Source organism: Croceitalea sp. MTPC6, from assembly GCF_036985525.1.
Lineage (GTDB): Bacteria > Bacteroidota > Bacteroidia > Flavobacteriales > Flavobacteriaceae > Croceitalea.
The window spans coordinates 221,459-246,970 of the sequence record NZ_BTGR01000006.1 but is presented as its reverse complement, the minus strand read 5'-3'; the positions used below and the strand labels follow the sequence as shown (position 1 = coordinate 246,970).

At 35.4% G+C, this 25,512-nt stretch carries 18 protein-coding genes; 12 read left to right on the top strand and 6 right to left on the bottom strand.

What is annotated here, in order from left to right:
• Positions 1 to 87 precede the first annotated feature (87 nt).
• Positions 88 to 2,094, bottom strand: a complete 2,007-nt coding sequence (locus AACP56_RS12875; RefSeq protein ID WP_339337029.1) for a putative porin — start codon at positions 2,092 to 2,094, stop codon at positions 88 to 90.
• 169 nt (positions 2,095 to 2,263) lie between these two features.
• Here AACP56_RS12875 and AACP56_RS12870 point away from each other — a divergent pair, with 169 nt between their 5' ends.
• The 3 genes from AACP56_RS12870 to AACP56_RS12860 all read left to right on the top strand — a co-directional run bounded on the left by AACP56_RS12870 (position 2,264) and on the right by AACP56_RS12860 (position 8,107).
• Positions 2,264 to 6,556, top strand: coding sequence for a thrombospondin type 3 repeat-containing protein (locus tag AACP56_RS12870; protein WP_339337030.1), 4,293 nt, complete (start codon positions 2,264 to 2,266; stop codon positions 6,554 to 6,556).
• Positions 6,553 to 7,275 carry a hypothetical protein gene (locus AACP56_RS12865; RefSeq protein ID WP_339337031.1) on the top strand — a complete coding sequence of 241 codons (723 nt, stop codon included), beginning with the start codon at positions 6,553 to 6,555 and terminating at the stop codon, positions 7,273 to 7,275. The genes AACP56_RS12870 and AACP56_RS12865 overlap by 4 nt, the downstream gene beginning before the upstream one ends.
• A 139-nt stretch (positions 7,276 to 7,414) precedes the next feature.
• On the top strand, positions 7,415 to 8,107 hold the full coding sequence (locus tag AACP56_RS12860; protein ID WP_339337032.1) for a hypothetical protein: 693 nt from the start codon (positions 7,415 to 7,417) through the stop codon (positions 8,105 to 8,107).
• A 460-nt stretch (positions 8,108 to 8,567) separates the two neighbouring features.
• On the opposite strand, the gene AACP56_RS12855 is transcribed toward AACP56_RS12860, so the two are convergent.
• On the bottom strand, positions 8,568 to 9,989 hold the full coding sequence (locus AACP56_RS12855; RefSeq protein WP_339337033.1) for a hypothetical protein: 1,422 nt from the start codon (positions 9,987 to 9,989) through the stop codon (positions 8,568 to 8,570).
• 15 nt (positions 9,990 to 10,004) lie between these two features.
• On the bottom strand, positions 10,005 to 12,818 hold the full coding sequence (locus AACP56_RS12850; RefSeq protein WP_339337034.1) for a TonB-dependent receptor domain-containing protein: 2,814 nt from the start codon (positions 12,816 to 12,818) through the stop codon (positions 10,005 to 10,007).
• Positions 12,819 to 13,037: 219 nt separating this feature from the next.
• Here AACP56_RS12850 and AACP56_RS12845 point away from each other — a divergent pair, with 219 nt between their 5' ends.
• The 4 genes from AACP56_RS12845 to AACP56_RS12830 all read left to right on the top strand — a co-directional run bounded on the left by AACP56_RS12845 (position 13,038) and on the right by AACP56_RS12830 (position 18,514).
• Positions 13,038 to 13,634 (top strand): ribonuclease HII, encoded by a 597-nt coding sequence (locus tag AACP56_RS12845; RefSeq protein ID WP_339337035.1) that lies wholly within the window; start codon positions 13,038 to 13,040, stop codon positions 13,632 to 13,634.
• Positions 13,635 to 13,668: 34 nt separating this feature from the next.
• Positions 13,669 to 16,125, top strand: coding sequence for a ribonuclease HII (locus tag AACP56_RS12840; RefSeq protein ID WP_339337036.1), 2,457 nt, complete (start codon positions 13,669 to 13,671; stop codon positions 16,123 to 16,125).
• 125 nt (positions 16,126 to 16,250) lie between these two features.
• Positions 16,251 to 17,807, top strand: coding sequence for an OmpA family protein (locus AACP56_RS12835; protein WP_339337037.1), 1,557 nt, complete (start codon positions 16,251 to 16,253; stop codon positions 17,805 to 17,807).
• A gap of 14 nt (positions 17,808 to 17,821) precedes the next feature.
• Positions 17,822 to 18,514: a TapB family protein gene (locus AACP56_RS12830; RefSeq protein ID WP_339337038.1), complete on the top strand. Its 693-nt coding sequence runs from the start codon at positions 17,822 to 17,824 to the stop codon at positions 18,512 to 18,514.
• Between the two features lie 35 nt (positions 18,515 to 18,549).
• On the opposite strand, the gene lipB is transcribed toward AACP56_RS12830, so the two are convergent.
• The 3 genes from lipB to AACP56_RS12815 are packed head-to-tail and all read right to left on the bottom strand — an operon-like array spanning position 18,550 to position 20,208.
• Positions 18,550 to 19,266: a lipoyl(octanoyl) transferase LipB gene (lipB, locus tag AACP56_RS12825; protein WP_339337039.1), complete on the bottom strand. Its 717-nt coding sequence runs from the start codon at positions 19,264 to 19,266 to the stop codon at positions 18,550 to 18,552.
• A gap of 23 nt (positions 19,267 to 19,289) precedes the next feature.
• A complete protein-coding gene (locus AACP56_RS12820; RefSeq protein ID WP_339337040.1) occupies positions 19,290 to 20,036 on the bottom strand; it encodes a hypothetical protein in 747 nt (248 codons plus the stop codon).
• Between the two features lie 16 nt (positions 20,037 to 20,052).
• Positions 20,053 to 20,208, bottom strand: a complete 156-nt coding sequence (locus tag AACP56_RS12815; protein WP_339337041.1) for a YqaE/Pmp3 family membrane protein — start codon at positions 20,206 to 20,208, stop codon at positions 20,053 to 20,055.
• Between the two features lie 78 nt (positions 20,209 to 20,286).
• Here AACP56_RS12815 and AACP56_RS12810 point away from each other — a divergent pair, with 78 nt between their 5' ends.
• From AACP56_RS12810 to AACP56_RS12790, 5 genes are all read left to right on the top strand, one after another.
• Positions 20,287 to 21,333, top strand: a complete 1,047-nt coding sequence (locus AACP56_RS12810; RefSeq protein WP_339337042.1) for a response regulator transcription factor — start codon at positions 20,287 to 20,289, stop codon at positions 21,331 to 21,333.
• Positions 21,334 to 21,433: 100 nt separating this feature from the next.
• Positions 21,434 to 21,979 (top strand): thioredoxin family protein, encoded by a 546-nt coding sequence (locus AACP56_RS12805; RefSeq protein ID WP_339337043.1) that lies wholly within the window; start codon positions 21,434 to 21,436, stop codon positions 21,977 to 21,979.
• 63 nt (positions 21,980 to 22,042) lie between these two features.
• Positions 22,043 to 23,740, top strand: a complete 1,698-nt coding sequence (gene lysS / locus AACP56_RS12800; RefSeq protein ID WP_339337044.1) for a lysine--tRNA ligase — start codon at positions 22,043 to 22,045, stop codon at positions 23,738 to 23,740.
• Between the two features lie 69 nt (positions 23,741 to 23,809).
• Positions 23,810 to 24,823, top strand: a complete 1,014-nt coding sequence (locus AACP56_RS12795; RefSeq protein WP_339337045.1) for a DUF4198 domain-containing protein — start codon at positions 23,810 to 23,812, stop codon at positions 24,821 to 24,823.
• Positions 24,813 to 25,490, top strand: a complete 678-nt coding sequence (locus AACP56_RS12790) for a HupE/UreJ family protein (RefSeq protein ID WP_339337046.1) — start codon at positions 24,813 to 24,815, stop codon at positions 25,488 to 25,490. The genes AACP56_RS12795 and AACP56_RS12790 overlap by 11 nt, the downstream gene beginning before the upstream one ends.
• Positions 25,491 to 25,512 lie beyond the last annotated feature (22 nt).

Genomic DNA, 25,512 nt, shown 5'->3' with positions numbered 1-25,512 from the left:
ACTTCTGAAACTATTTTTAAACCTTTTTCTTTGCCAAAAATCATCTAACTGATTTTCAGAAGCTAACATTTAAATTCTAACAAAAAATTAGGAAAAGAAATTCCAAACTAACCCAAACCTGATTACAAAATCACGGTATGGATAGTTTGGTGCAGAGTAATAATTGTACTGTTTACTCCAAATGGTATTTAAATGCTCCGCCTTTAAAAAGATGCGTGTTTGTCTAACTTTTGCATTAATAAAAAAGTCTATCAAAGGAAAACCTCCCAATTCCTCATTGTTTTGGGTGTAGAATTCTCCCAACAATGGATGATAAGCATCCATATTATAAGAGGTAAAGTATTTAAAAGTCACACCAGTTTGTATAAACATTGCCTTATCAAAAACATCACTTGAAAAATATAAAGAATTACGAGTAACAAATTGAGGCACATTTAGCACCTGATCGGTTTGGGTTACTTCCTGGTACATTAGAGTATTGTTCAACGCCCATTTTCTCCATTTTAATTCCTTTTGATATTTAACCTTTAGATAATTTATAGTTTCAGTTTCCTGAAAAGGCCTTACAAAGGCATTTTGGTTTCCGTCTGTAATATCCTGCTCAGAGATTTCGGAATTCGTAGTGAAATAAGTATAATTATCTATAGCGGAGTATTTAGCTGAAATATTTCCAAAGAACTTAGAATCAAAACCAAAAACAATAGATTGTGTCTGCTGTTTCTCAAAACTGGAGTCATTTTGCCAATTGAAATTGGTGTAATCACTTTGGTACAATAAAAAATTAAAATTTGGCGCTCGAGATGAACCATGAACAGATGCAGTTATAGCATTGTTTTTGGTTATCTGATATTTTGCACTGGCATCTATCAAATTTCCAGACAATTCCCCCGAAAGATTATATCTTAAACTACCGGAAAGTATTAGTCGTCCTATTTTGTTTTTGTAATCAGCTCCCAATGCAACTTCTTCTCCTTCAAGTTTGTTCTGAATAGCCTGGTCGTTATCCAATATCAATAGACTATTAAAAAAGTAATTGTAGTTATATAGATTTAGATTTCCGGATAAGCTACCCAAAGTTTTATTTGAAAAATTAGCGGAAACTTGATTGTATAATGTTTTTAATGTAGCCCTATCTGCAATAGGAGCATCAAAAGTTTCACCAAAACTAAAGTTTTGAACACTTTGGTTAAACTGATAAAACTTGGACTCATAACTAAACTGATGCCCTATTGCCAATAACGTAGATCTAGTTTTAATAGAATCTCTTTTGGGTCTCACCAAGTTGAATTGGTGATTCAAAAAATAACGTTTTCCCAAAACTCTATTATCAGCGTTGGTGTAAGCAACATCTATTCGTGACCTGTCCAAAAATTCTTCATCTCCAGATTCAAATTGTAGTTCTTTATCAGAAATCCCTCCATTCTCTTCTGTTTCAATATCTTGGGAAGCATAATGTCCTCTAATCCAATACCTGTTATTTTTAGTCCTATAACTAAACGTGGTTCTAAAAATTCCTGCTTCACTTTGGTCAAACTGATATTTACCCAGTGATCTTGAGCCTGTAAATGCCAAGGATACGTTTAACCTTTCTGAAGTGTTTAAAGTCAGCATTGCGTCTAAAAACTGTCCTTGTTCAAAAGTTGTTTTAAACATTAACTCCGTAAGTGGAGTAGCAACGTTATAGTACGGGACATCTTCAATTTCAAAATACTTTTGGTGCTTTGCAACAGCACCAATTTTCGGATATATTGTGGTATTATCAAAACTCTTACCAAGCAAATTGTACGGTTGTCCTACATTTGAGAATGGCATCAATTCAAAATCATCTGTTCGCAGATAATTGTATTTGTACTCTTTTTTTATGGAAAGTGTAGTGTCTAGAGATATTGTATCCCTTTGAAAAGAAATTATTCTATAATCTTCAACCGTAATAGGCTTAGCTTGTTTTTGTTCTTTAGATTTGAAAAAATCCTTGTCCAAACCTATTGAATCTTTTACAACAGAGTCTTTCTTTTTTTGCTCAATATTTGGAGCTACTTGTGCACTGCTGATCAAAAACGCAAAGAATAGGATGGCAAATATTGTATATTTCATTCAACCAACTTGTTGGTCAAAGGTATATTTTTTGTTCGTAAAGAAATGTGAAATTTTTACACTAAATAGCTAATAAAGCATAAAAGACATCATTCCAAGAATTATAAGAGTAAAGGTTTCATTGTTGACTTTATTTTATCTAATTTGACAGTCAATATTAAAGATTCAAATGAAAAGAAAATTACTTCTGCTGTTGTTTATGACAACTGCATTTTCCTATGCGCAATATATTGATAATGCTCCATGGATGGCCAATCTTAAAAAAAAAGGTAGTATCTCTAACAAGGGAAATGAAACAAATTATAGTATTTATGAAATAACTGATGCATTCAATCAATATTGGAAAGATAAAGATCGAACTATAAAAGGGAGTGGATACAAACAATATAAGCGTTGGGAAAATTATTGGAAACATATGGCAAATACTGATGGTCATCTGCCATCAACAAAATCATTACTGAAAAGTTGGGAAGATAAAGTCAACAGCTTGGCAGTGCCTAATCCAGTTGCTAGTTGGACCTCTATTGGACCATTCTCTCCAGGGGTGTTATCTGGAAGTCTTCCTGGTACTGGTCGGGTCAATAGTATGGCTGTTGACCCTAACAATAACAATGTATGGTATGCTGGAGCACCTGCCGGCGGTATTTGGAAATCAATTGATGCTGGCAATTCATGGATAAATCTTTTCGATAATTTTCTTCAAATAGGAGTTTCTGGGATTGCTATTGACCCAAATGACTCTAACATTATTTATATAGCCACTGGTGACGATGACGCCGCCGATTCTTATAGTGTAGGCGTATACAAGTCCATAGATGCTGGCGAATCTTGGATAGAAACTTCGCTAGGTCCAACAACTGTTGCTAACTGGACAAACAATAGATTAATGAGTGAAATCACTATTGATCCGACCAACTCTAATATAGTCTGGGTTTCCACTAGTTTTGGTTTGTACAAATCCAATGATGCCGGTGTTTCTTGGGAAAGAAAACAATCTGGAAATATCAAAGATTTTAGGCTTAAGCCTGGAGATTCAAACACAGTCTATGCTATTACATCCTCTATATATTACAGAAGCACTGATGGGGAAAATTTTGAACAAATCACAGATATTTTACCGGCTTCTTCCGGTAGGCTAGTTTTAGATGTTAGTCCTGCGGATCCAGAAGTATTATATATTTTAAGTGCCAATACCAGTGGAAATGATTTTTCTTATCAGGGTCTTTATAAATCGACTGATAGTGGACTTACTTTTACTGAAAGTCCAAACACTATTAACATAATGGAGTCCAATCAGGCATGGTTTGATTTGGCCTTGGTAGTGGCTCCTGACAACGCCGATGAAATCTATATGGGTTGTCTCAATATATGGAGAAGCAGTAATGGAGGAGACACCTTCAATAGATTAAACCAATGGTTTATCAATAATGCTTCTTATAGTCATGCCGATATTCATACGCTTAAATTTTTTGGTGACACTTTATTCGCTGCAACTGATGGAGGTTTATATATCTCAGAAAATGATGGAGTCTCTTTTACAGATAAGACTTCCAATATGGTTATCACTCAGTTTTATAGAATTTCAGTCGCAAAAGGAAACGACGACCGTATAGCTGGTGGAACTCAAGACAATGCAGGCTATGTATCTAATGGTAATGATTGGAACGTTTACACTGGAGGTGATGGGATGGATTATGAGGTTGATCCAGAAAATGAAGATTTAATGTATGGTTTTGTTCAATTTGGAGATCCTCTATTTATTACAAATAACGCAGGACAATCCGTAGGTATAGTTTCTTCTCCATCAGATGATGATGGGAATCAACTTGAGGGAAATTGGATAACACCACTTGCCGTTGCCAGTGATGGAGGTGTTTTTTCAGGTTATGATAAAGCAGTTTACAAACTAGTCGGAAATGCATGGGAAAAATGGTCCAATGATTTTGGTGATGGTAATATTGATGATATTGAAATTGATCCGAACAATCCTTTAGTAATTTACGCAGCAGAAAATGATTTTGTGTACAGAAGTGAAGATGGAGGTGTAACTTTTTCTATCTTTAATGAATTTGATTCCGCTGTTTCAGATATAGCCATTAACCAAACTGATGGTTCTGCAATTTATGTCACAACTTCTAACAGAGTTGGTATAAGTCAAGCTAATCAACAAACTATAAGAGGTGTATTTAAAGTACCTATAAACTCAAACGGGACTGCAGGACCTGAAGAGGATATTACATTTAATTTACCAACTAATCAGGCATATTTTGCTATTGCACATCAGGGAAGACACACTGACAATCCTATATATGTTGGAACCAATCTCGGTGTATATCGTTTAGATGACACTTTATCTGAATGGGAGGAATATTTTACAGGGCTTCCAAGTACCGCTGTCAGTGATATAGAGATTAGTTTGGAGAATGAAACGATTTCTGCATCTACATATGGCAGAGGAGTTTGGCAATCGCCTATTCCTGTGCAAACCCCAGATAATGATATTAGATTGTTAAGTTTAACACCATCTAATAATTCAATTTTATGTGGTGAGATTATTCCTGAAATTGTTATTGAAAATAATGGGTTAAATCCAATTACCAATATTGAGATTTCATATGAGTTAGACTCTAATGGTGTCCAAACCATAAATGAAACTGTTACTTTAAATAGCGCTGAAAGCACAACAATTGCTCTCCCATCAATTACAGGGTTATCTCGAGGGGTTCATAACTTTAATGTTTCTGTAAACATTCCAAATGATGCATTTGTAGATAATAACTCCGAATCTACTGATTTCTTTTCCAATTCTTTTTCTGCAGGTGGAGATATATTTGAATTTGAAAGTGACGCGGAAGAGTTCCTAACCTATAATGAAAATAACCCTTTGACAAGTGTTTGGGAAAGAGGAGTACCAGCTCCTGGAGGTAACTTAAATACCGCTACTTCTGGAACACAAGTATATGGGACCAACTTAGATGGAAATCACCCTGACGCCATAACAGGTTTTTTAGTTAGTGGGTGTTATGAACTTTCATCTATAGTAGCCCCAGTACTTAAATTTAACATGGCTTATGAACTAGAAAACAATTTTGATATCGTTTATGTTCAATATTCTCTTGATGATGGAAGCACATGGAGTATTTTAGGCAACATCAACAGTCAGCCCAACTGGTATAATAGTGATAGAACCAATGCGAGTTCTGGAGCAAACGATGATTGTCAAAATTGTCCAGGAGCACAGTGGACAGGATCCAATGTCAATATGACTGAGTATGCATATGATTTTGTGGCCAATGCTGTAGCTGGAGAAACAGATTTAACAGGAGAAAATAATATTGTATTTAGAATTGTTTTTCAATCTGACCCCTCAGTTAACCAAGAAGGTGCAATCATTGATGATTTCATCATTGAGGGCTTTCAGGATGACGATGACGATGATAATGACGGTGTATTAGATGTTGATGATAATTGCCCCTTGATTGGTAATGCTAGTCAAGCTGATAATGATGGAGATACTATTGGCGATGTATGTGACCCTGATGATGATAATGATGGGATTTTAGATATAGATGATAATTGTCCTCTTACCCCAAATGCAAATCAGGCAGATGCAGATAATGATGGCGTTGGAGATGTGTGTGATACAGATGCAGATAATGATGGTGTACCCAATGCAAATGATTTATGTCCCAACACGCCAGACGGAGCAGTTGTTGATGTGGATGGCTGTGAAGTCTTTTCACTTCCTTCAAATAATTTTAGTGTTATGACAATTGGAGAATCTTGTATTTCATCTGATAATGGCTCTATTAATATTACAGCAGAAACTTCTCTTGATTATACTGCGGTTCTAAATGGAGATGGATTAAATGTTAGTAATAATTTTACTTCTAATACCTCATTTACTGATTTATCCTCTGGCACTTATGAAGTTTGTCTCACTGTTGCCGGGCAAGCTGATTATGAAGCATGTTTTGATGTTATTATTAGCCAACCGGACGCACTATCAGTTATTTCTAAAGTCAGTTCACTGGAAAATAAGGTAGTCCTAAATCTTTCCGGAAGTTCTTTATACACAATAACTCTAAATGAAGCAGTATACAAAACTTCAAAAAGTGAAATAACACTTCCTTTAGATCAAGTGGAAAATACGCTTTCTGTAAAAACAGATTTAGATTGCCAAGGCACTTATAGTAAGACTATTATTCTTAGTGAAAATTTACTCGTATATCCTAACCCGATAGCATCAGGAGATTTAAGTGTTTATTTAGGAGGGCAAACCACTAGAGCAACTGAGATATCATTATTCACTGTTTCTGGAAAACAAGTTTATAGAAAGCCAGTGATTATTGATGGATCAGGCAAGATTTCATTTAATATGGATAGTTTCCCAATTGGCGTTTATCTATTGAATATTAAAACCGAAAAATCGCTATTGAATTATAAAATTATCAAAAGATGAAAACAATTTATATAAAGAAAATATTTCTATTAGTCCTCTCTATTTCATTTTTTACCTCTTGCAGTAGAAGTTCAAGTGGTGGAGGTGATGACACTCCGCCTCCAATGATTCCTTCACCATCCGCTTCCACTCTGATATTTCCTGAAGATGATACGGAATGCAATACTGGTGCTGTTGTAAGTGACACAAAAAGCAATGTCACTTTTGAATGGAATACTTCGAAAAATACAGACACGTATGAAATCAATTTGACCAATCTTAATACCAGTAATTTTTTAAGAACATCAGTATCAACTAACGAAATAACTTTACTAATTGAAAGAGGTACCCCTTATGAATGGTTTGTAATTTCAAAAGCAAATGGCACAAATGAAACTGCAACTAGCCAAACCTGGAGGTTTTTTAACGAAGGTCCAGGAATTGAAAATTATGCTCCTTTTCCTGCAGAGGCAATTAATCCAACTCGGGGAGCAAATATTGCCTCTACTACATCTATCACTTTAGAATGGGATGCTAGTGACGTTGATGAAGACATAACCACTTATGAAGTGCTATTTGGAACTGAAGTCACACCTTCTATATCATTAGGCTCCACTTCTGAAAAATCTATTGAAAATGTGGGCATATCTGGAAACACAACTTATTATTGGCAAGTTATTACCACTGATAGTAATGGAAACACTTCTAATTCAGAGATTTTTGAATTTAAAGTTCAATAAGTAAATCAATATTATTATCTTTTAAATGTTTATGTTATTCCTTTTTAATCTAATTTTAAATATTTAAAAAAATTCATCTTCTCCACAGAAGCTCGATAATAACAACAAAAAAATACGTGTTAATTTTTAATCTAAAAAAATGAAGTATCTAACACTCTTAGTTTTATGTTTTACCAATATTTGTTTTTCCCAAATTGTAAATTCTACGGATAACAGCCCTTCATATCAACTAAACAACTATTCTGATATGGCTTTTATGTCTATAAGAATAGTATCTGGGCCAGAAGAAGCTCTAAATGGGTCATCATATCTAAATGAAGATTTTTTGCCTGGTACTGTTCTATTTCATGAGACAAAACAAAAAATGTTGATTCCTGTTAGATATAATGCAGCTACGAAAGAAATTGAAGCAAAGAGAGATGGAAATATTGTGGCCATTGGACCAATCAACAATTTAGAAGTCATTTTTGACAGTAAATCTTTCGTAAGTATCAAAAATCCTAAAAATGGAAAGCTTATCTTCGTTCAAAGATTAACCAATGGAAATTATATCCTTTATGATTTCTTTGAAATCAAGATTAATAAGGCGCCATCAGACTCGGCATTATTAAACTTAGAACAAAAAGATGAACTCAAAATTAAGTCTGATTTATACTTCCAAATAGAGAATGGCACTATAAAATCCCTGCCAAAAAGAAAAAAAGACTTGGTCAACACTTTTAATTCTAATGCTTTAGCTTTTCTAAAAAAACAGAACTTAAATTTAAAGAAAAAAGAAGATGCTGAAAAGTTTTTTAATTTTCTAAACAACAACTCAGAAGAATCCAAATAATATCCTCCTTATCCTCTTCTAGATAAGTTTTCAAGTTCACTGTCAGCTAGACCAGTTATCTTGCTGTACAATGATTATAGCTCCGTATGCCAAGAATACAACGTGTTATTAATGAAGGACAAGCGCCTATTAAAACACAACATTACCATAATGAAGACGTACTCTTTACTTAATTTTATGGAATAAATTGATTGCTAATCGTTATTTTGGCACCGTCTACACTTCCTTTAATTTTATTGAAAATCTATATGGTCCTTATTAAATACTCTATGATAATATAGTTGGTCTAGATTCTAATTAGTGAAAGAATGCCTACTTAACTTATTCTAAATATGTACCTACTTGAAACCCACTCGCTTCTCTATTAATTCTACTTAAAAGTTTATACAATAACAAAAAGAGAATAAAAAAAGCCCCATTACAAATGGGGCTTTTACTTTATATTGCTTTATTATCTTTCCTAATGGAAAGGCAAAACTTCAGGAGCAGTTTTATTTGCAACTAATATTTGATTCAAATCAATCGCTGTAGTAGCTGTACCAGCTGTAGCATCATACGTTATAGCATCCAAGTCTGGGATAACCGCTGAAATAAAAGAAGGTATAACTGGAACAGTTCCAGGATCTCCATCAGAAATATTTTCGTTCAATAATATTTCATTTTCATCAATAATCAGCTTAACACCCATATCAGCAAAACGTAATCCTTCTGCAATAAATACTTCTTGTCTAGTTCTGTATAGTAGTTCAAGTCCTGCATCATCAGCTGTAAAGGATGAAATATCTCCTGCAGTTAAAGATGTACCAGAAACAGAAGGCACATTAACGTTACCGGACTGTCTATCTAATACCAATCCTGTTCTACCGTTAACTACAACTGCTGCATTGTCTGGTCTACTTCCTGGATCCACTTCTATTCTCTGTTCAATAGAATCATCAATATTTCTAACCTCTCTTGTAGCAATTAAATCCAATAAGTCAGAAATGTTAGTTTGGGCAGCGCCAGCGTTGCCATCAGCCAAATTAGCTTCCGCCAAAATCAAATAAGCTTCTTCAGCCTTAAGATAATGTACTGGAGCATCCTGATCAGTATTTAAAAAAGAATACTTTGGATCAAGAAAATCCAGTGTAGGTAAAGGTTGTAAATCGTCAAAAGTAGCTCTTTGATAAAGCGCATTTTCAAAAGCATTAACCGGTCCATTGGCCTGATCAAATAATGCAAAGCGGTCAAAATTAGTACTTAATGAGAGTGCCGCCTGAGCAGCTGAAACCGCCTCTGACTGATTCCCTAAATAATAATTTGCACGAGCCTTTGCCAAATGATATTCAGGTTGGGCATTTAATGCCAATGCCGCATCAAAAAAGTCGATTGCATTTTGATAATGCTGGACATCAGTTAATGGTACTCCAAATGGCTCCCCTGGTAGCGCAGAAAAATACATTCCAAAGTACAAAGAAGCCATTCCTGCAAAGAAATTGAATTCTGCCTCGATATCTGTATTATAATTTGGATCTCCTGGGCCAACAGTTTCCAGTCCAAAAAGCGCTAGTTCCCTGAGACGATGAATATCTCTAGCAGTATCTCTAATGTCCGGGTCCGTTGCTTGCATCTCCAAACCATCTAAAAACTGACTAAAGAATGTTTGTGTATTTACATAGTTATCAGAACCAAGCTCCGCTAAGATCAAAATCTCGTTTAGAGCAAACGCCAATTCTCGCTCCACACCTGACAAAAGGATGGTAGCAGAGTTTTCTACTCCTACAACAGAGCCTTCCGAGAGGTTAGGGTTTTCGACTTCCGTAAAGTCAACGACCTGGTCAAAACCATTGGTGCAACTAAAAAGTAGTAGTCCACCGAATATTGTTATTATTATTTTTTTCATCTTTTTTTCTTTCAATTAAAATTCAAATTTCAACGAACTCATAAATATTCTTGGTGGGGATTCAATACCGTAAGCAAATCCTCCACTGGCAAAACCATTCTGAGCAGAAATACCCGACCCTGTTGTTTCAGGGTCAAAACCACCAGCTGTAACATTAAAAGGGTTTGATACTGTTATTCCAAATCTGATGTTGCTGAACAATCCTTTACCAATCTCTCCAAAATCATATGATGCCCCTATGGTTCTTACCTTTAAGAAATCATTATCAAAAACAAAGAAATTAACGTAATTAAAAGGAGAAGTAGCACCTACAAGCTCTTCAGGAATCCCTGTATTATCAAAACCTCTTAAGTGTCTTAATAAAAAGCTAAGGTCCGTTATTTTACCACCAAATTGATAATCCGCGTTAGCAAACAAGTTAAACTTGCCCCAAGAATAATTTAAACTCATTGACCCAAAGTTAGGGGCAAAAGTATCCCCTAAGAAGGAATTGGTCTCAAATGCGTAAGTACCATCATCTTGTAAAACTGCGGCAGTTCCTCGTAAGAAACCAAGACTCTGACCTTCGTCCACAACAGAACCAAGCACATTAAATCCACCTACGACAAATGAAGGCGCCCCTCCTGAATCCGTTACCAAATTTTCATTGGTATTGTAAGAAACGTTTAACGAAAGCGTGTGTTTCTCAGTTTGTATAGGAGTAGCCCTTAGCTCAAATTCCCAACCTTTGTTTTCAACTTCACCAATGTTTGCAATTTGATTGAACTGTCCTTCTGATGGAGAAGCCTGAGGTGTAAACAACGCATCTTTTGTGGTCGCCATATACCTTGTCCCACTTAAAAATAAGCGATCTCTGAAAAACCCTAGTTCAGCACCAAATTCAGTTGTCTGTACTGTTTCGGAAATCAAATCATTATTACCTGGATTATTGAAAGTAAATGATGGACCTCCAAGAAATGGATTTTGGGAAAAGGTTCTATCTTGTGAGAAAGGCTGTGCAAAGTTTGTCGCTTCACCATAATTTCCTCTCAATCTAATTGTCGAAAGAATATTACTGAATTCTGAATCTCTATAAAAGTCGTGACTGGAAACATTATAAGTAGCACCTACCTTAGGTAAGAAAAGAGCACTGGTATTGTTCCCTGCAGAAGTATTTCTATCTAGACGTCCTCCCAGTTCAACGAAAGCCACGTCCCATAAACCAATATTCTCCAAAAAGTAAAGTCCATAGTTTGCATTTTCCAATACAAAATCAGCAAATGTCTGCTCTGAGAAGTTGTTCAAAGAACGTGTTCCATCAACACCTCCAGAACCATTTAACTGGTTTTGTCTATCCGTAGTTCTAAAAAATTGTCCACCTAGAATAGTTACAAATGAAAAATTCTCAAAATTAGCCTTATGGGTGAAGTTTAAATCTCCTGTAACAGTAAATGATGAACGTAATGCTCTGGATAAACTACCTTGGTCAGTAGTTCCCTCAGCAATAGAACCTAAAGCAACCAGTAGTGCATTGGACTGTAAAAGTTCTTGAACGGTGTTCCTATTGTCTATACCAACAGTGAAATTCGCCTGAAAATTATCGGTAAAATCATAGATAAACTTATTGGAAGCCGTAAAACGATTGTTTGTGGCAGTATTATCTACCAAAGGTCCTATCCTATTGGAACGATCTAATTCTGCTTGCCATTCTTCATCTGTCAACAAATCTAAATCGCCTCTACCAGCGCCTTCAAAAGCAGAAAATCTTGAAAAACTTGTGTTAGCGTTGTAATCCAAGTTGGAATCAAAATTAACGTATGAGAAAGAACCTTGGTATTTAAGTTTGTCACTAATCTTAGCAGTTAGACCAAAAGTAAAAGTCCTTCTAACTTGTTCGTTCAACAAGTTGAAAGAATCATCCTTGTAAAGACTTCCTCCAAAGTTATAGGAAAAATTTTCGTTACCACCGTTGATACCAACTCTAAATTCCTGAGAAAATCCATTGGCAAATAAGGCTTCACCTGTTCTTTCATACTTAAGAAAGTCTCTAGTTGCACTTATAACTCCCACTCTACTTTCAAAAAAGGCAGATGACCTACCATCCTTTCCTTTTTTAGTAATAATCTGGATAATACCATTTGCCGCATCTGCACCATATAACGTAGTTGCTGCACCTCCCTTGATATACTCAATTCTTTCGATTGATTCTACAGGTATATCAGCTAGTGCAGAACTTTGTAAACCACCAGTGGCAAGACCCAATTGAGGGTTAGAGTTAAGGTTATCTACCCTTACACCGTCAACAATAACAACAGGGGTAGAAGACGTAGCAGCCGAAATTGGCCCTCTTGTACGGATAACGGAGGCTGTACCTGGTTGACCAGAACTTAGCCTAATCTGTGCACTAGGCGCAGTCGCTTGAAGCAATTGGTCAATTTGGTTTGCAGGCAATTTATCAATCTCTTCTTCGTTCAACACATCGACTGTTGTAGAAAGCTTTCGTCTTTCAATACCTGAACCTTGCCCAGTGACAATTACCTCTTCCAATGCCTGAGCATCTTCTTGCATTTGAACGTTTATGGAATTTGCACTACCAACTGTCCTATTAACAGTCGTTTGGCCAATGTAGCTAAACCTAAGCACTTGTCCTACACTAGCGCCGATGGAGTAGTTCCCATCAAAATCTGTTTGTGTTCCAGTTGAAGTTCCCACAACAACTATAGATACACCAGGTAGAGGCAAACCATTTTGGTCTGTAACATTACCTGAAATCGTTTTCTCTTGTGCGAAAGAGAAAGTCATGCACAACACCAATAACGGTGTGAGCATCAAAGTTAGCTTTGATCTCATTTATTTGAATTTTGAATTAGTCAACGCCAAAAATCATAATAAATAGTTAATTATCCAAAAAATACTTTGGAACTGAGGCTTTCAATGTTAAAATAACCCTAATAATTATCAATATTTTCAGATGTGTGCCGTCCAATTGAGACATCTTTAATTTTTTAACATTTTTTAATCGGGTTAAACATATCAAAAATCAGGATTTGATTTACTTTTAAGCCCTGAATGCTTAAAGTATTTCATATAGGAGAAAACGAAGCTGGCACTGATGAAGCTGGTCGAGGTTGTTTAGCTGGACCAGTAACTGCTGCTGCTGTTATTCTAAAAATAGATTTTCACAACACTATTTTAAACGACTCTAAACAACTTTCAGAACTTAAAAGGGAACAACTTAAACCAATTATTGAGGAAAGTGCTACAGGTTTTGGTGTTTGCCACATTTTTGAAGATGAAATTGATAAAATCAATATTTTAAATGCATCTATTTTAGCGATGCATAAGTCTTTGGATAAGCTTAAAAAATCACCATCTTTAATACTTGTTGATGGAAACAGGTTTAAACCTTACAATGATATTCCCCATAAATGCATCATTAAAGGTGATAGTAAGTATATGAGTATTGCAGCTGCTTCAGTCTTGGCAAAAACATACCGAGATGAATACATGTTAAGGATACACCAAGAGTTTCCAATGTATAATTGGGCAAAAAATAAGGGTTATCCCACAAAAGAGCATAGGGAGGCGATTCGAAAATATGGACTGACCAAATATCACAGAAAGAGCTTTAAGCAATTACCAGAGCAATTAACTTTAGAAATCTAATAAAGACTGTAAATTTGTTTTCAAAGTCTCAAAAATGAAATTCAGAATTTTATTTCTTTTTCTAGTTATACTTTCATGTGCCGAAAAAAAGACAACTTCTGATTCCTTACTTAATTACTTACCACAACACGCTTCTATTGTCATTAAAGTTAATAACCTGTCGAACTTTAAGAGCGAATTAAAAAATAGCGGGTTTTTTGCCAAGTCAAAAAAAACGTCCCTTTTTAAAACCATTTCCAGAAAGGTCAATGGAATAAATTATTTAAATCCTAACACCAATTGTATTATTGGTTTTTATGAATTGGGAAAGGGAAAGTTTGAATTCCTTTTCGTTTCAGATAACAATCCAGATTTCTTCGCTCTGGAAAAAGCAAATGACAAAACAGTTGAGACTTTTACCTATGAAAGTAGTGAAGTCAAAAAATACAGTATCGACAATAACACCCTCTACTCTTATCAGATTGAGGATAAAATTATAGCCAGCTCATCTCAAATATTGTTGGAAAACTTTATTAGAATCGGCAAAAATAAAAGTGTCCCCACAAAATTAGCTAAGCTCTACAGTACTACAGACAACACTAAATCAGCATCTATACTTATCAACTTAAAAAATGGAGGCAATTTACTTTCTAGTAATTTAAAGAGTGAAGATACCATCAAATTAAGCTCTTTTGCAGATTGGATTTCTGTTGATTTTAGCACGGAATCCAACAAAACTTCTTTCAACGGTATTGCAGTCGCTAATGATTCCACAAACAATTTTCTAAACCTTTTTAAAGAAACATCTCCAATTGCAGAAAGAATTTCCAGCATAGCTCCTAAAAATTCTGACGCAATTCTCTCATATAGCTTTAGCGATTTTGAAAAGTTTGCCCTCAATCAAAAAAAGTACTTGGACATATCCCAACCCATCGATACAATCTTTAATACTATTGAAGAAGTGGGAATTATTTTTTTGAACAAAGAAAGGGCCGTAGCACTCAATTCTTTTGGAGTTGATAACTTGACAGATGCCATAAACAACTTAAGCATTGGCTCTTCGCAATATCAAGGTGCGGAAATTACAGCTTTAAAGGATAAAGACTTTATATCAAGTTCTTTTGAACCCCTTGTGGGAAACTTTGACTCCAATTTTTGCACCGTCTTAGAAAACACGTTTGTCTTTGCCTCCAAAAAAGAAATCTTACAAAGTATTATAGCAAATTCTAGGAGCGGTTCCACCTTTAATAAGACGGAAACCTATTATTCCACTAAATCATTATTGGCCAATGAATCTTCATTATTGTTTATCGCCAACCAAAAAGGAATCCAAAACTTTGTGGGAATGGATTTTTCCACTCAGTTATTCAAGGATATAAAAAAAATAGACTTCAAAAATCATGCTTTTGCCGCACAAGTGGTTGCCGATATGGGTTTTTACCATTTGAACGTCGTAGTATCAAAAACTCAAAAAGAAATAAAATCAAATTCCGTAGGGCCACTTTTTACACTAGAATTAGATACAGATTTAGGTATAAATCCACAATTTGTTAAAAACCACCGCACAAACAAGCAAGAAGTGGTGGTACAGGACAAAGACAATTTTTTGTATTTAATTTCTTCAGATGGAAAAGTACTATGGAAAAAACAACTAGATGGGAAGATTCAAGGGAAAATCCATCAAGTTGATATATATAAAAATGGTAGATTGCAACTTGCATTTTGTACGAACAACCAATTTTTGATTTTAGACAGGAATGGAGATGAAGTAGCACCGTTCAACAAAACCTTTCAAGGTGGAAACCTAAATCCGTTAGCGGTATTTGATTACGACAATACTAAAAACTACAGGTTTTTAGTCACTCAAGGGAGAAAAATATTCATGTATAATAGCAAAGCGGATATTGTCGAAGGGTTTACTTATAAAGAAGCTGAAAGTGCAATTATAACTGCTCCACAACATTTTCGGATAAAGAAGAAAGACTATTTGCTATTTAAACTTGAGAATAATACCCTTAAAATAAGGCATAGAGCTGGTCAAGACAGAATTAAAGTTTCCAATAAGATAGACTTTTCCGATAATGATATATTCCTGTACAAAAATAAATTTTCCTTAACCGATAAAAAGGGGATATTACATCAAATAGACACTAATGGGAAACTGGTGGCCACCAATTTTAATCTAAATCAAGATCATGGCATGTTTGCCACAAGCAAAACTCTAGCTTTAATGAACGACAATATTCTAAGCATTAAAGGCAAAAAGGTTGAACTCGAACTAGGGGTATACACTTTACCTAAAATATTCTATATCTATGATAAGATTTATGTTTCGGTTACAGATATCCAAAATCAGAAAATATATCTCTTCGATAGTCAAGCCAAAACCATTCCCAACTTCCCAGTTTATGGTAGCTCTTTGATTGACATGGTGGATATGGATAATGACAGAAAGTTAGAACTCGTCGCAAAGGATCAAGAAAATTCTTTGATTGTGTATAAGATGAATTAGCAACACTTCATACAGCTTTTAGGGCAAAATATACATCAACCCAAACAATTTATGCCCAATATTCATACATTTCATTCCAAATGATTTTGTATTTTAAGTACCACAAAATCAAACACTAAAATTAAATGAGAACACTATTAAAGAGTAATCCTCTATTGGTTTTGCTTGCTATTTTTATCTTTTCAGTAGATACAAGTGCACAAACTAAGAAACTTAAGCGCCCCAGCAGTAGAGTTGGAGTCGCAAGTGTCGATCAATTTGTAAGAGAGTCGTTCGACCTTTATGACAAAGTATACATGTATGACGGTTATGCCCAAGCTGGCAAACCACTTTCTGATGAAGATATTGATGTTCTAGAACAAGCATTGGACGATGTTACAGGTTTAAGTGATAGCGCACCTGACATTTTGAGCGATATTGATGGTATTGGTGTTTTAAAACAAGGTAAGGCCACTTTGCAGGTTAATCGTGCAAAAAAAGCTTTGAAATACAGTATAAAAACATCTAAGGAATTACTGTTGAATCAAAGGAAAAGAGAGACCGAAAAAGAAGAAGAAACCGAATCTACTTCTGAACAAGATAGTGAAACAGTAGATTCCTCTGATAGCCCATCTGGCAATGAAAGTAGTGAAAGTGCCAATGAAAATAAATCCACTAGCCCTAAAAACATTCAAGTTTATAGCAAATTTGACTTTGTCCCTGGTGACAAACAATTATTCTTTGATGATTTTGCCAATGATTTTATTGGTGATTTTCCAGCTAAATGGAATACTAACGGCGGCGGTGAAGTTGTAACTCTGGGCGATTCTTCTGAAAAATGGTTTGAATTCAAAAACGGCTATAGCATCATCTATATCCCAGATGTGCCAGACTTACCAGAAGATTATACCATTGAATTTGACACTGAGGTAATTGGTATTGATAGAAATACTTCTTCAAATGCAGGGCTTGAGGTTCTTTTAAGCGATGATCCAAAGTTTAATTCTGGTGCCAATCATGTAAAAGCCTGGATACCCTATGGCCAATACGGAGTTTTCAATATAAGAATGAGAAACTACATACAACGCGGTGGTGGAGGCATCAATAGTGCTATAAAAGCTGATATCCGCCAAGATGTACTTGAGAGGCCCCATTTTTCAATTGCGGTCAACAAAGAGCGTTTTAGGCTATGGGTCAACGAAAAAAAATATGTGGACATCCCTCGGATAATGCCAACAGAAAGTAGGGTCACCACTATAAAATTTAATTTAAACCACTTTAAAGATGGAAAAGAAAGGCTCTTTATCAGAAATCTGAAAGTAGCCGAAGGTGGTGTTGACTTACGTAGAAAACTGATTTCAGAAGGAAAAATATCCACTAATGGCATATTGTTCGATTCGGGTTCTGCCAATATAAAACCAGAATCTATGGGCATTATCCGTCAAATTTATCAGGTATTGCAACAAGAATCATCTATGAATCTAAAAATTGTAGGGCATACGGATGCGGATGGTGCTGATAATACTAACATGACATTATCTAAAAACAGGGCAGAAGCGGTAAAAAGTGTATTGGTCAATATTTACAATGTTAATGGAAGTCGCCTAAGTACCGAAGGAAAAGGAGAAAGCGAGCCTGTCGCTGAGAACACATCACCAGAAGGAAAGGCACAAAATAGAAGAGTAGAATTTATAAAACAATAATAATACAGTTGAAAATGAAAAAAACATTTTTTTTAGCAGCACTATTTTTAACAGTTCAGATTTCATTTTCGCAATCTAACTGCAGTAAATATTATCCAATGATTGAGGGAGCTACTTTTGAGTATACCAATTATGATAAGAAAGGAAAATCAGATGGTACTTCATCTTACAAGGTCACTAATGTTTCGACCGATGGGGAAAACACATCAGCCACAATGGCTTTAGAGTTAAAGGATGACAAAGGAAAAGAAATCTATAAAACCGACTATAACTTTACTTGTACAGGAAATATGGTAAATGTAGATTATGAGTCTCTCATCCCAAAAAACATGTTGCAGCAATATCAAGATATGGAAATAGACATCTCTGGCACCGACCTAGAATTACCCAATGATCTTAGTGTTGGGCAACAGTTATCTGATGCTAATGTTTCTCTAAAAGTGAGCATGGCAGGTGGTATGAGTATGAACACTACCATAGATCTGTTGAATCGAAAGGTTGAAAAGAAAGAGAGCGTCACCACTTCTGCAGGCACTTTTGACTGTTACGTTATATATACCGATAATAATGTAAAAGCTGTAATGGTTAAACAGAGTTTTCCATCTCGAGTTTGGTTTGCAGAAGGAGTGGGCATGATCAAGCAGGAAAGCTACAATAAAAAGGGCAAGTTAATTGCAAGTACTCAGCTCACGGCTTATAACAAATAGTTAATTTGAATAATTAGAGTCATAAAAACTGTGGTTTAAACCACGGTTTTTTCTTTTACTATTTCAGCTTCAAATAAGATTTCAAAATGTCTTAATAACTTTTGTTTTACCTCTTCCAAATTAACCTCTTTTTTGCCCAATTCTACATTTAAGGAAGTGACCGCTTTATCTTTTATCCCACAGGGGATCATTAAGTCAAAATAACTCAAATCTGAATTTATATTTAAAGCAAAACCATGCATAGTCACCCATCTACTTGCACGTACTCCCATAGCACATATTTTACGCGCAAAAGGCGTTCCTACATCCAACCAAACTCCGGTTTCTCCTTCAGAACGATTTCCTTTTAATCCATACTCGGCCAAAGTAAGAATTACCATTTCTTCTAAAATGCGAAGGTATTTGTGGATATCCGTGAAGAAGTTATCCAAATCCAAAATAGGATATCCTACAATTTGCCCAGGGCCATGATAAGTAATATCTCCTCCTCTATTAATCTTGTAAAAAGTAGCTTTTTTTTCTTTAAGCTTGGATTCATCAACCAAAAGGTTATTAATATCTCCACTTTTGCCCAAAGTATATACATGCGGGTGTTCCACAAAAAGGAAATGATTGGGTGTCTCAAATTCTGCCTCTTCTCTCCTATTCTTGATTTTTAAGTCAATGATTTCCTTAAAGAGCAGTTCTTGGTAGTCCCAAGTCTCTTTATAATCTTTAAGTCCTAAATCCTTTAGAAGAACCTTTTTGTTCATCCTGCAAAGTTACAAAGCAGAATCTAGTCCTCTAGTTCAACCTCTAAGTTAATGGCTTCTGGAGTCTTCATCATGTCGAGAAAATTGACTTCGTAAATCATGGTTTTACCATCCATTGAAAATGTAGCTCCATCAACATTTACATTCTTTACTCGCCGTGGAAAATGATATTTAAACGTGTAGGTAGAACTAGAAAGAAACATTTCTGCCCCCTCTAGACTATCAAGGCTTTTTTGAAATAATTCTTGATCTATTATTACTGTATTTCTAGTAAATGTATTGTTCTTAAACTTATAATTCACTTTCGTAGTTGGTTGAGAAGAAGGCATTGGAGTTGATTGACCAGCCGAAGCTCCAGGTGGTGGGCTTAAAGAACTAGCACTTTGGAAAGCATTAAAAGCATCACTTACATCCTCAATATTTTTAAATTCACTAAAAAGTTCAAATTTCATAACCTGCTCTTCTGGCTTCATTACCATGTGCATGCTAAATGGTTCTAACTTTTTAAGCTTTTCTTGCTCTTCTAGCGGTAGTTTAGAAATACTATCACTCTTTTCTTTCAATAAATCCTTAAAAACAATAGTGGAATCAATCGCTTCATCCTGTTTTAAACTATCGAGCGAACCCATCATGGACATGAGCTCATTTGCGTCAAAATTAATGGAAAGCTTACCAGAGCCATCTTCGTTTATATAAACTTCTTCGGTAAAATTACATGCAACAAAGGTTATAGTTACAATTAGTGCAACTAACAGTTTTATGTTTCTCATTCCTTTTTGAATTGATTTAGTTCGTATTATTTAGAATTACGAGGGCGGCAATAACGCCAGGGACCCACCCACAAAAGGTTAAAAGTAAAACAATTAAAAACGAACCACAACCTTTCCCTAAAACTGATAAGGGTGGAAAAATAATGGCCAATAAAACTCTCCAGAAACTCATTCTTTGATTTTGATTGATGTATAACATCAGTCTTTCAAATACAAAAAATGTTACACTTAAATCCATTATTTTTAAACCATGAAGCGAATACTTCTTTTGGTCTTTTTAGGGAATTTAATAGCATCCAATGCACAATACCAATTTACTGGACAAATACCCGAAGGCAACGAAAACCAAACTGTTTATCTTTCTTTAGTGGAAAACTATAGAAAATCCTCTCGCGTCTACGCGGACCAAATTCTAAAAGAAGTTGGAGCAGATTCTCAAGGTAAGTTTTTGTTTAAAGGTGATAATCTATCCGATGAAAATAGAATTTACCGCATACATATTGATGGCTGCAACGATGTCGACAAAAGAGGGAGCCACTTTTTGAGAGATTGCAACTATACTCAAAGTATTCTATTCATTGCAAAAAAAGGTGATACCATCACCTTTCCATTGTTACAGAATAATCAAGCACTTTGCGAAGTAACTTCTACAAATAAAAGCTCAGGACTTCTACTCGAAATTGATGCTTTAAAAGAAGAAATGATTCTGGACTTTATGGAATATAGCAGTAAAGCCAATGAATCTCTAAATTTAAAAAAATGGTTTACTACTTTTCAAGAGTATGGACAGCAATGTGATGAACCATTAGCAGAATTGTATATCTATGATTTTCTTTCTGATCGAGCAAGTGAAACTCACGCTTACTACCTTGTAGATGCAAAATTGAATCCATACTACGAACAACTAACATCAAGGCTTCATGACAAATATCCAAATGCTTTATTCACATCGCAATATCAAAATGAGCTTGAAGCCGATAAGAACTTTAGAAATGAACCTATTGAAAAGTCTAGAAGTTCCTTTTGGCCCTATCTGCTTTGGGGCGGTGTTCTGTTTCTTATAATCCAAGTGGCGTATTTTAATTTTAAAAGACGTCAAAGACAGGAAAAGAAAAATCCTTTTGATATCCTTACTGCTCAGGAAAGAACTGTAATGGTAAAAATATCAGAGGGAAAATCTAACAAAGAAATCGCCGCAGAGCTCTTTGTTAGCTTAAGTACAGTAAAAACACATATCAATAATCTTTATAGAAAACTAGGGGTATCCTCTAGAGAAGAAATCAAAGGATTACTTTAATTCTTTAAAAATCAACCTAGGGTCTAGTCCCCATTTCAACCCTACGTGACTACTTTTTTTGTCTCCAAAATGTGATTTTCGGATTTAAAATCTAGAAATCATGAGATTATCTTTCCTTTTCATTTTTTTATTGAGTTTTACCATTGTCAGTTCACAAGAAATCAATCAAGAGGTTCATACCAAACAAGGTCATAGATTCTTGGTTGGCCCTATTAATTTAGAGGGATTACAAAGCAAACAATATAAAAATTGGTTTAAAGCATCCTACGATTCATATCAAACAGACAATACGCTTGTTGAAATCATTCAGAAAAAAATTAAAAATTATCACATAAAATTATTTTTAGGGACTTGGTGCGGTGATAGTAAACGTGAAGTTCCTAGAATGATAAAAATCTTGGAGAGAGCCAATTTTCCAATGGAAAATTTAGAGCTAATAGCTCTTGACCGAAGAAAAGGATACTACAAAAAAAGCCCTAATGGGGAAGAAAAAGGATGGAATATCCTAAAAATACCTACAATGATATTTCTAAAAAACGACAAAGAGGTAAACAGAATTGTAGAAAGCCCGATAAACTCATTGGAAGAAGATATTTTGGCCATTATAAGTGGTGAAACCTATAAACCAAATTATTCAACAAAGTGAATGTATCGTCATACTGATAATTAAAGCGCAAAAGTGTAATTTTGCGCTTTAATTTTTTTGACAATGCAGTTATCGGAACAAGAAATCGTACGGAGAGAAAAATTGACCAAGTTAAGGGAAATGGGGATTGACCCTTACCCAGCTGCTTTATACCCAGTAGATGCTACTTCTAAAAGTATAAAGAGCGATTTTACAGAAGGTAAACAGGTTGTGATTTCTGGTCGATTAATGTCAAGAAGAATTCAAGGTAAAGCCTCTTTTGCGGAACTGCAGGATAGTGAAGGTCGTATTCAGGTCTACTTTAATCGTGATGAAATCTGTATTGGAGACGATAAAACGTTGTACAATGATGTCTACAAAAAGTTATTGGACATCGGTGATATCATTGGAATTGAAGGCGAGCTTTTCACCACTCAGGTAGGTGAGAAAACAGTGATGGTAAAAAACTTTTCATTGTTAAGTAAGGCTTTGCGCCCGCTTCCTTTACCTAAAGTTGATGCAGATGGGAATACCTATGACGAATTTAATGACCCCGAGTTGCGTTACCGTCAACGCTATGTTGATTTGGTGGTAAATCCGAAAGTAAAAGAAACTTTTATCAAGCGTACAAAAATCACGAATAGTATTCGCGAATTTTATAACGAACGTGGTTATTTAGAAGTAGAAACGCCAATACTGCAGCCAATTCCCGGTGGTGCGGCTGCACGTCCATTTTTAACACATCATAATGCATTAAATATTCCCCTATATCTAAGAATTGCCAATGAGCTCTACTTAAAAAGACTAATAGTTGGTGGTTTTGATGGGGTCTATGAGTTTTCTAAAGATTTTAGGAATGAAGGAATGGACCGTACGCACAACCCAGAGTTTACGGTAATGGAACTCTATGTGGCATACAAGGATTATCATTGGATGATGGAAACTACTGAGCAATTGTTAGAGAAAATTGCTTTGGATGCCAATGGAAATACTAAACTGGTTGTTGGGGAAAATGAAATTGAATTTAAAGCGCCTTATGCAAGAGTTCCAATTTTAGAAGCCATAAAAACACATACGGGACATGATGTTGCTGGCAAAGATGAAAATGAACTGCGTGAGATTGCCAAAAGCTTAGGTATTGAAGTTGATGACACTATGGGCGTTGGCAAGTTGATAGATGAAATTTTTGGTGAAAAATGTGAGCACCATTACATACAACCCACATTTATTACGGACTACCCCAAAGAGATGAGCCCATTGACCAAAGAGCACCGGGATAACCCAGCATTAACAGAGCGTTTTGAGTTGATGGTAAACGGAAAAGAGCTGGCAAATTGTTATTCGGAGCTTAACGATCCTATTGACCAACGCGAACGTTTTGAAGAGCAGTTGAAGCTATCCGAAAAAGGCGATGACGAAGCCATGTTTATCGATCAAGATTTCTTGCGGGCACTGGAATATGGAATGCCTCCAACATCTGGTATTGGTATTGGTATTGACCGGTTGGTAATGTTAATGACCAATAACTCTTCTATTCAAGAAGTTTTATTTTTTCCACAAATGCGACCAGAGCGGCGAGTCGCCACAGACATTTTATCGAGTGAAGATGCAAAAGCTGTTTTTGAAATTTTGAAAAAGGTAGAAAAAATTGCACTAACCGATTTAAAGAATAAGTCAGGTTTATCAAACAAAAAGTGGGATAAGTCCATTAAAGAATTGACCAAAAATAATTTGGCAAAAGTGAGCAAAACCGACGAAGGACTCTTTGTTGAACTTGGTTAGTGTTTTTCTCGTATGTAAAAGAAGAATCGTAATTCTCAACTCCTTTAACGCAACAAAATTCATTACATTATGAAAAAAACATTCTTCGCAGTTTTAGCCATTGTATTGTTTAGTAGCCATACGATGTTCCTAAAATTGGACAGTTATTTTTTAGAGCCCAACACCCCGGTTTCACTACAGCTTTTTAACGGGACTTTTGATAACAGTGAGAATGTCATAGATAGAAATCGAATGTTAGATGCAAGTATTTTAAGCAATGGCATGCGAACAAGGGTAACTGATTCACAATGGACCGAAAAAGATAGCATTACTATACTCAACTTTCAGACAGGGGAAGCGGGCACCTATGTCGCTGGAGTCTCGACCAAAGCTAGGTCTCTTGAAATGAGTGCTGATGATTTCAACGACTATTTAGAACACGAAGGCATTTATGACATGTTGGAATGGCGTAAAAACAATAATGCCCTAGAGGCTAAAGCAGTGGAAAAATATTCCAAACATGTTAAAAGTATTTTCCAAGTTGGAGATACAAAGACCCACGATTGGCAAACTGCTCTAGGTTATCCGATTGAATTCATTCCCCTAAATAATCCATATGCACTTCATACTGGTGATAGTTTAGAGGTAAAACTATTGTTCAAGGGAAAACCTTTGGCAAATCAGTTAGTATATGCCGATTATAAAGGCTCTAAAAATGCGCATTCCCATGATGGCGGAACATCTCATAGCCACGAGGTAGATGGGAACAAACAATTGCACACGCATACTTCAGGTCAAAAATTACGGACGGATGCAGAGGGTATCGCTAAGGCAAATCTTTCTTCAGATGGGATTTGGTATTTTCAAACTATCAATTTGGTAAACACAGAAGAAGAAGAAGAAGATGGACTAACACATGAATCTAATTGGGCCACTCTTACTTTTCAGGTGACCCATAGTCATGGTGAGGATACACATACTCATAAGAATGAGCATGGGCACAATACGGACTACAAAATTTACATTTTTTTAATAGGCAGCTTTCTTTTGATCGGTATTTTGTTTCTATGGTTCAACAGAAAAAGCAATACCCGTGAGAGTTAAAAAATATACCCTAAGTGGTTTATTCCTTTTATTACCATTTTTTCTAGCCGCACATGGAGTAAGTTCTAGCGACCAAGAGATATTAGACAATGGAGGACTTTTATCCTATATCTACGTGGGAGCAAAGCACATGATTACTGGCTATGACCATTTACTCTTTTTGGCTGGTGTCATTTTTTATTTAAAAGGGGTTAAGGACATTATTCGATTTATTACAGTTTTTACCATTGGGCACAGTATTACACTTATCGGAGCGACATATTTAGGTATCAAAGCCAATGAACACTCGGTAGATGCCATAATCGCTATAAGTGTACTTTACAAAGGATTTGAAAATTTAGGTGGATTTGAAAAATACTTAAAAATTAAGTCGCCAAACTTATTGTTGATGGTGTTTATTTTTGGACTGATTCACGGTTTTGGGCTTTCTACTCGCTTGCAATCATTTGATATGGGTACGGAACAGTTTTTTTCTAAAATAGTGTCCTTTAATATCGGGGTTGAACTCGGTCAGGTATTAGCACTAATTCCCATCGTTTTTATAATTAGCCTGTGGAAAGCAAAAAAGAGTTATGCAGCTTTTTATAAAGCGACTAACTTTTATTTGATAATTGCTGGTGTAGGTCTCTTTTTGTATCAGCTATATGGATATTTTAATGGTCATTGAAAGGACTTAGTAAATGATTTTT

Excerpts from the sequence above, each read along its gene's own strand:
- AACP56_RS12875 (WP_339337029.1), bottom strand. The coding sequence starts at position 2,094 with ATGAAATATACAATATTTGCCATCCTATTCTTTGCGTTTTTGATCAGC.
- AACP56_RS12870 (WP_339337030.1), top strand. The coding sequence starts at position 2,264 with ATGAAAAGAAAATTACTTCTGCTGTTGTTTATGACAACTGCATTTTCC.
- AACP56_RS12865 (WP_339337031.1), top strand. The coding sequence starts at position 6,553 with ATGAAAACAATTTATATAAAGAAAATATTTCTATTAGTCCTCTCTATT.
- AACP56_RS12860 (WP_339337032.1), top strand. The coding sequence starts at position 7,415 with ATGAAGTATCTAACACTCTTAGTTTTATGTTTTACCAATATTTGTTTT.
- AACP56_RS12855 (WP_339337033.1), bottom strand. The coding sequence starts at position 9,989 with ATGAAAAAAATAATAATAACAATATTCGGTGGACTACTACTTTTTAGT.
- AACP56_RS12850 (WP_339337034.1), bottom strand. The coding sequence starts at position 12,818 with ATGAGATCAAAGCTAACTTTGATGCTCACACCGTTATTGGTGTTGTGC.
- AACP56_RS12845 (WP_339337035.1), top strand. The coding sequence starts at position 13,038 with ATGCTTAAAGTATTTCATATAGGAGAAAACGAAGCTGGCACTGATGAA.
- AACP56_RS12840 (WP_339337036.1), top strand. The coding sequence starts at position 13,669 with ATGAAATTCAGAATTTTATTTCTTTTTCTAGTTATACTTTCATGTGCC.
- AACP56_RS12835 (WP_339337037.1), top strand. The coding sequence starts at position 16,251 with ATGAGAACACTATTAAAGAGTAATCCTCTATTGGTTTTGCTTGCTATT.
- AACP56_RS12830 (WP_339337038.1), top strand. The coding sequence starts at position 17,822 with ATGAAAAAAACATTTTTTTTAGCAGCACTATTTTTAACAGTTCAGATT.
- lipB (WP_339337039.1), bottom strand. The coding sequence starts at position 19,266 with ATGAACAAAAAGGTTCTTCTAAAGGATTTAGGACTTAAAGATTATAAA.
- AACP56_RS12820 (WP_339337040.1), bottom strand. The coding sequence starts at position 20,036 with ATGAGAAACATAAAACTGTTAGTTGCACTAATTGTAACTATAACCTTT.
- AACP56_RS12815 (WP_339337041.1), bottom strand. The coding sequence starts at position 20,208 with ATGAGTTTCTGGAGAGTTTTATTGGCCATTATTTTTCCACCCTTATCA.
- AACP56_RS12810 (WP_339337042.1), top strand. The coding sequence starts at position 20,287 with ATGAAGCGAATACTTCTTTTGGTCTTTTTAGGGAATTTAATAGCATCC.
- AACP56_RS12805 (WP_339337043.1), top strand. The coding sequence starts at position 21,434 with ATGAGATTATCTTTCCTTTTCATTTTTTTATTGAGTTTTACCATTGTC.
- lysS (WP_339337044.1), top strand. The coding sequence starts at position 22,043 with ATGCAGTTATCGGAACAAGAAATCGTACGGAGAGAAAAATTGACCAAG.
- AACP56_RS12795 (WP_339337045.1), top strand. The coding sequence starts at position 23,810 with ATGAAAAAAACATTCTTCGCAGTTTTAGCCATTGTATTGTTTAGTAGC.